Source organism: Bradyrhizobium sp. YR681, from assembly GCF_000282615.1.
In the GTDB taxonomy this organism is placed as follows: Bacteria; Pseudomonadota; Alphaproteobacteria; order Rhizobiales; family Xanthobacteraceae; genus Bradyrhizobium.
Genome location: NZ_AKIY01000017.1, coordinates 63,609 through 70,276, shown reverse-complemented (window position 1 = coordinate 70,276; position 6,668 = coordinate 63,609). Strand labels below are relative to the sequence as shown.

Annotated in this window: 5 protein-coding genes; 2 read left to right on the top strand and 3 right to left on the bottom strand. The window is 67.0% G+C overall.

Features of this window, described 5'->3' with window-relative positions; genetic code table 11:
• The coding region (locus tag PMI42_RS02585) for a hydroxyisourate hydrolase (RefSeq protein ID WP_008130300.1) at positions 1-199 on the top strand (199 nt) is incomplete at its 5' end.
• On the opposite strand, the gene PMI42_RS02580 is transcribed toward PMI42_RS02585, so the two are convergent.
• Genes PMI42_RS02580 through PMI42_RS02570 form a run of 3 tightly spaced genes read right to left on the bottom strand, consistent with a single transcriptional unit; the run spans position 196 to position 5,165 of the window.
• A complete protein-coding gene (locus PMI42_RS02580) occupies positions 196-1,593 on the bottom strand; it encodes a nucleobase:cation symporter-2 family protein (protein ID WP_008130299.1) in 1,398 nt (465 codons plus the stop codon). The genes PMI42_RS02585 and PMI42_RS02580 overlap by 4 nt on opposite strands.
• A gap of 24 nt (positions 1,594-1,617) precedes the next feature.
• Complete coding sequence (locus tag PMI42_RS02575) at positions 1,618-4,341, bottom strand: molybdopterin-dependent oxidoreductase (RefSeq protein WP_008130298.1); 2,724 nt, start codon at positions 4,339-4,341, stop codon at positions 1,618-1,620.
• Positions 4,338-5,165 (bottom strand): FAD binding domain-containing protein, encoded by an 828-nt coding sequence (locus PMI42_RS02570; RefSeq protein WP_008130297.1) that lies wholly within the window; start codon positions 5,163-5,165, stop codon positions 4,338-4,340. The genes PMI42_RS02575 and PMI42_RS02570 overlap by 4 nt, the downstream gene beginning before the upstream one ends.
• A 147-nt stretch (positions 5,166-5,312) precedes the next feature.
• On the opposite strand from PMI42_RS02570, the gene PMI42_RS02565 reads away from it, so the two are divergent.
• The gene (locus tag PMI42_RS02565; protein ID WP_008130295.1) at positions 5,313-6,662 is read left to right on the top strand and encodes an 8-oxoguanine deaminase; all 1,350 of its coding nucleotides are present in this window, start codon (positions 5,313-5,315) and stop codon (positions 6,660-6,662) included.
• Positions 6,663-6,668 lie beyond the last annotated feature (6 nt).

The following is a 6,668-nucleotide window of genomic DNA, read 5'->3' as shown; positions in this document are numbered from 1 at the left end:
CGGCCGCCCGCTGCCGATCGGCCGCTACGAGCTCCGCTTCAGCGTCGCCAGATATTACGGCGAGCGCAACGTGCCGCTGTCCGACCCGCCGTTCCTCGACGAGATCCCGCTGCGCTTCGCGATCAGCGAGCCGGAAAACCACTACCATGTGCCGCTGCTGGTCACGCCGTGGAGCTATTCGACCTATCGCGGCAGCTAGACATGCTGCGCGGATGATGCGGCTGCCACTGCGTCGGCCTCGGCCGTCGCACCTCCGCTCAGGCCGTTGAAGAAGGCATTGAGCAGCACCGAGACGATCGCGCAGAGCAGGATGCCGGACTCGAGCAGCGGCTGGAGGTCGTGCGGCAGATTCCGGAAGAAGCCGGGTGCGGTGAGCGGGATCAGGCCGAATCCGATCGAGATCGCGACGATGAAGAGATTGTAGCGGTTGGTGCGAAAATCGACCGAGGCAAGGATGCGTGCACCTGTCGCCGCCACCATGCCGAACATCACGAGGCCCGCGCCGCCGAGCACCACCAGCGGCACCGCCTCGACCAGCGCGGCGAGCTTCGGCAGCAGCCCGAGCACCAGCATGATGCCGCCGCCCGCGATCGTCACCCAGCGCGAGCGCACGCCGGTCACCGAGACGAGGCCGACATTCTGCGAGAACGAGGTGTAGGGAAAGGTGTTGAAGATGCCGCCGAGCAGCGTGCCGACGCCGTCAGCGCGCAAGCCGCGGCTCAGCGCTTCGCGATCGATGGCCTTGCCGGTGATGTCGCCGAGCGCGAGGAACATGCCGAGCGACTCGATCATCACCACGATCATGACGACGCACATGGTGATGACAGGCACCAGGTGGAATTGCGGCATGCCGAAGCGGAAGGGGATCACGATGGCGCCCCACGAGGCGGCGCCGACCTTGTCGAAATGCATCACACCGAGAACGGTCGCGAGCACGGCGCCGGCGATGATGCCGAGCAGCACGGAGACGTTGGCGAGGAAGCCGGTGCCCCATTTGATCAGGCCAAGGATGAACAGCAGCACGAACAGCGAGATGCCGAGGCCCTGCAATTGTCCATAGGCCGGATTGGGAAAGCTGCCGGGAACGCCGTCGACCACCTTCGTCAGCGTAGGCAATCCGCCGCCGGCCCAGTTGATGCCGACCCGCATCAGGGAGATGCCGATGACGAGAATGATGGTCCCGGTGACGACGGGTGGAAACAACGGCAGCAACCGGCTGACGAACGGTGCGACGATGATGCCGAACAGGCCGGCCGCAATCACCGAGCCGTAGATGCCGAGCAGGCCGATATCGGGCGCGGCCGCCATCGACAGCATCGGGCCGACCGAGGCAAACGTCACGCCCATCATCACCGGCAGGCGGATGCCGACGCCGGGAAAGCCGAGGCATTGCACCAGCGTCGCAAGCCCGCAGGCGAACAGATCGGCGCTGATCAGGAAGGCGACGTCCTCCGGCGGCAGCTTCAGCGCGCGCCCGATGATCAGCGGCACCGCAACCGCGCCGGCATACATCACCAGCACATGCTGGAGCCCGAGTGCCAGGAGGCGGGGGACCGGCAAAACCTCGTCGACGGGATGGACTTCACTGGTCATGAACGCAGCCCCCGAACCATGTGCCTAGCCGAACTTGTCGTGCAGTGCCGGAAACAGCCGGTCCGGCTTGAAGGGTGGTGCGGTGAAGCGGATGCCGGTGGCATCCGCGATCGCGTTGCCGAGCGCGGCGGCCACAGGATTGTACGGGCTCTCGCTCATCGACTTGGCGCCGAGCGGACCGATCGTATCGGACGTCTCGGCGAAGAGGACCTCGGTGTGCGGGACGTCGGCGAAGGAGGGCAGGTGGTAGTCACGGAATTTCGGATTGGTGACGCGGCCGGTCGCGTCGATCACCATCTCCTCGTAGAGAGCGGCCCCGAGCGCCTGCGCGACACCGCCCTCGACCTGGCCGCGGCACTGCATTGGATTGGCGACGATGCCGGCGTCCGCGGCCTGCACGCTCCTGAGAATCTTCAGCTCGCCGGTGCCCTTGTTCACGGCGACGCGAAAGCCTTGCACGTTGAAGCCGACCGAGCGCGGCGTGCCCCCGGAATTGCCGGTGCTTGCGAACGGCTGGCCGCGCTCGCGCCCGAGCTTCGCCAGCTCGACGAAGGACATCCGCCGCACGCCGCTGACGACGGCCTCGTCGTCGAGCGTGCAGCTCTCGGTGTTGCAAAGCCAGGCGTCCGCCGCCGCCGCCTTCAGATCCGCCGCGAGCTGCATCGCGGCTGCATGCGTCGCCTTGCCGGCGACGAAGGTGCCGGCACTGCCATAGGCGCCGGTGTCGTGGCCGCCATGGGCGGTGTCGGACTGGCGCAGGCGGATGCGGTCGACGGTGGTCGCGAGTGTGGTCGCGGCGATCTGCCGGTGCACCGTGCTGGTGCCGTTGCCGAACTCGGCGGTGCCGACGGTGAGATCGAAGCCGCCGTCGCGGTTGAGCGCGATCATCGCATCCGCGATGTGGCCTGCCGGCGGCACCGTGTCGATCATGGTCAACGCGACGCCGTCGCCGATCAGCCATTCCGGCGACAGGCCCGGCTGCGGGCCATCCGCCTGCATCGCACGCTCGACGAGGTCGAGGCACTGGTCGAGCCCGTAGGAACCGTAGAGCACGTCGTGAAATTCGGACGGCGGCGGCGACAGCATGGGATCGCCCGGCTTGACGATGTTCAGCCTGCGCATGTCGTAAGGGCTGATGCCGAGCTGTTTTGCCAGCTCGTCGATTGCGGCCTCCACCGCGATCAGCGTCTGCGGCAGGCCGTAGCCGCGAAACGCGCCCGATGGCACCGTGTTGGTGTAGACAGCGTAGCCGTCGACCCGCTTGTTGGGGCAGTTGTAGACGGCGATGGACTCCGACAGCGAGTGGAACATCACCGGGCCGGCGTGATTGCCGTAAGCGCCGGTGTTGGAGAGCACGTCGAGCTGGAGTGCGGTGAGCTTGCCGTCCGCATCGGCGCCGGCCCTAATGTGGACCCGCATCGGGTGCCGTGTCGAGGTCGCGATGAACTGCTCCTCGCGCGTGAGCTCCAGCTTCACCGGACGTCCGGTCCGGAGCGCGGCGAGCGCCAGGATGTCCTCGACGAACATCTCCTGCTTGCCGCCAAAGCCGCCGCCGACGCGCTCGCAGAACACCCGGACCTTGTCCATCGGGAGCTGGAAGATATCCGACAGCGCGCGCCGGGTCAGGAACGGCACCTGCGTCGAGGTCCGGACGTTGAGCACACCCGCCTCATCGAGCCAGGCGAGGCCGCCATGGGTCTCCAGCGCCGCGTGCTGCACGCGATGACTGTGGAAGGTGGCCTCATAGGTCACGGCAGACGTCGCCAGCGCCGCTGCGACATCGCCGTACTCGCCATGCGTCTCCGCGGCGAGATTGCGCTGCGGATCGGCGATCCGGTTCGCAGGTGTGCGGTCAGGATGAAGGACCGGCGCGCCCGGCGCCATCGCGTTCTCCGGATCGATCAGCGCCGGCAGGATCTCGTAGTCGACCTTCAGTCGCCGGCACGCCTCCTCGGCGGCGGCCTCGCTGTCTGCGACGACGGCGGCGACCTTCTGGCCGATGAAGCGGACGACGTCGTCGAGGATGCGGGTGTCCTCGGGATCCATCCAGTCCTTCTCGTGCCGCGCGGTCGAGATCAGGAGCGACGGCGCATCCTCGTGCGTCAGCACCGCGTGCACGCCGGGAACGCTCAGCGCGTCCGAGCTATCGATCGCGACGATCCTCGCGTGAGCATGCGGCGAGCGCAGCAGCTTGATATGCAGCAGGCCGTCGATGGCAGCGTCGAACGTGTAGCGCGCCTTGCCGCGCACGACATCGGGACCCGCGGGCGCCGGCAGGCTGCGGCCGAACGCGGCGCCGGGCTCGACGCTCTCCTCGACATTGTTTTTTCCGAGGATCGCGTCCTCGATCGCGCGATAGCCGGTGCAGCGGCAGATGTTGCCCTTCAGCGCTGTGCCGAGATCGGTGCGCTGCGCCTGGTTCAGCGAGGCGCAGGTCAGGATCATGCCGGCGGTGCAGAAGCCGCATTGAAAGCCCTGCGCGTCGAGGAAGGCCTGCTGCATCGGATGTGTGCCGTGATCGCCGCCAAGGCCTTCGATCGTTGTCACGGTGCGCCCCTCGGCGCGGAACGCCGGGATCAGGCAACTGTGCACGGGCTCACCGTCGATCAGCACGGTGCAGGCGCCGCAATCGCCGGCGTCGCAGCCCTTCTTGACGCCGAAATGGCCGAGCTCGCGCAGGAACGTGCGCAGGCATTGCCCCGCGCGCGGCTCTTGCGAAAACGGCTTGCCGTTGATCTCAAAACTCATGTCGGGGGTGCCCCCAGGAGTTCGCTGCGAATCTCCTCGGCGAGCCGCAGCGTCATGTGCTTGCGCCAGAACGGCTTGCCGTGGATGTCGGTGTGGTAGAGGTCGTCGGTGATCTGCTGCGCGATCGCATCGCGAAGCGTGCCCGCGTCCGGCACCTTGGAAAAGGACAGCCGGATCGGCCGCACCGTCGATGCGGTGACCGTCAGCGCCAGAGTGCCGTCACTATCGAAGCTGCCGATCAGCAGCGCCGCCGAGCGGCCGACCGGTGCGAGCGATATCTGGCGAAACGCCGTGCGGCGCTTCAGTGCCGCAATCGGGATATCGATCTGCCGGATCAGGTCGCCTTGCGTCAGGCGGTTGCGCTGGTTGCCGGTGACGAAGTCGACGACGGGTATCGTCTGTTCGCCGCCGCCTGCCTTCCAGATGGTGCAGACGCCGTCGAGCGCTGCGGTGAGCGAGATCATCGGTCCCGCCGGCAGCGACATGCAGAGATTGCCGCCGACCGTGGCCGTCTTCCAGATCTTGAACGAGGCGAGGAAGGCCCGGCAGCACTGGCCGATCAGCGGCGCTGCGAGCCAGTCGGGCGGGCAGGCGAGACCGTCGAGCTGCGCGACAGTGCAGGTGGCGGCGACGGAGAGGTGGCTGTCTGTGATCGTCAGCGCGGGCCACTTCAGATCGGTGAGATCGATCAGCCGCTTCAGATGGACCTGTGGCTCCGAGAACAGCCAGGTGCCGCCTGCAAGCCAAGCATCACCTGCCGTCCAGGCAGGCAGCTGCGCGCGCGTTTGCGGATGGGCCACCGTCGTGATGGTATTCAAATCCATGGCTGCGCCAAAAGCTTCCGCCCGGTGAATCGTGCAGATGAGTCTTGCAAGACCGGAGCCAAGTCGCAACAAACAAGTCGTGGTATGCAGGTGATCGGACTGGCGTCCGCCTTGCAGGCCTGCCTTCAGCGGATGTGAGGAGAAGTCATGAGTGACGCAAAGCCGATCTGGATCAGGGATCCCCTCGCCATCCTCGCCGATGCTGCCGAGCGCGGGATGGTTGTGAAAGACGGCCGGATCGTCGAGCTGGTGCCGGCTGGCGGCACGCCTGCAACCCCTGACGTTGCGGTGTTCGACGCGGGCGGGCATGTCGTGCTGCCGGGTCTGATCAACACCCATCATCATTTCTACCAGACGCTGACCCGCGCGCTGCCGGCGGCGATGGACCGCGAGCTGTTCCCCTGGCTTCAGGCGCTCTATCCGGTCTGGGCCAAGCTGACGCCGGAGCGGCTGCGGCTCGGTGTTACCGTGGCAATGTCCGAGCTGCTGCTCTCGGGCTGCACCACGACGACGGATCATCACTACGTCTTCCCGGCAGGGCTGGAAGAGTCCGTCGATATCGAGGTCGACGTCGCACAGCGGCTCGGCGTGCGCGTGTTGCTGACGCGCGGTTCGATGAACCTGTCGCAGCGCGACGGCGGCCTGCCGCCTGACAGCGTCGTGCAGGACGAGGATACGATCCTTGCCGACAGCGCGCGGGTGGTGTCGAAATATCACCAGCGCGGAGCGGATGCGATGGTGCAGATCGCGCTGGCGCCGTGCTCGCCGTTCTCGGTGACGACATCGCTGATGCGCGCCACCGCCGACCTCGCCGACAAGCTCGACGTGCGCCTGCACACCCATCTCGCCGAGACCGAGGACGAGAACAAGTTCTGCCAGCAGATGTACGGCTGCCGTCCGCTCGACTATCTCGAACAATCCGGCTGGCTCAACGCGCGGACCTGGCTCGCCCACGGCATCTTCTTCAATCCCGACGAGATGAAACGGCTCGGCAAGGCGAAAACGACCATCAGCCATTGTGCGTGCAGCAATCAGATTCTCGCGTCGGGTTGCTGCCCGGTGTGCGAGATGGAGGAGGCCGGTGTCGGGATCGGGCTCGGCGTCGACGGGTCGGCGTCGAATGACGGATCGAACCTGATGCAGGAGGTGCGGGCCGCCTTCCTGCTGCAACGGGCGCGCTATGGGGTGACGAAGGTCAGCCACAAGGACGCGCTGCGCTGGGCCACCAAGGGCTCGGCGGCCTGCGTCGGCCGGCCGGAACTCGGCGAGATCGCCGTCGGCAAGGCGGCCGACCTCGCGCTGTTCAAGCTCGACGAGCTGCGCTTCTCCGGCCATGGCGATGCGCTGGCCGCGCTGGTGCTGTGCGGGGCGCACCGGGCCGATCGGGTGATGGTGGCGGGAAAATGGGCCGTAGTCGACGGCGCGATCCCGGGACTGGATGTCGCCGACCTCATCCGGCGCCACAGTTCCGCGGCGCGGGCCATGCAGGCGGGATGAGCCAGC

Bases quoted from the DNA above. Each gene is read 5' to 3' on its own strand.
- PMI42_RS02570 (WP_008130297.1), bottom strand. From the start codon at position 5,165: ATGGATTTGAATACCATCACGACGGTGGCCCATCCGCAAACGCGCGCG.
- PMI42_RS02575 (WP_008130298.1), bottom strand. From the start codon at position 4,341: ATGAGTTTTGAGATCAACGGCAAGCCGTTTTCGCAAGAGCCGCGCGCG.
- PMI42_RS02580 (WP_008130299.1), bottom strand. From the start codon at position 1,593: ATGACCAGTGAAGTCCATCCCGTCGACGAGGTTTTGCCGGTCCCCCGC.
- PMI42_RS02565 (WP_008130295.1), top strand. From the start codon at position 5,313: ATGAGTGACGCAAAGCCGATCTGGATCAGGGATCCCCTCGCCATCCTC.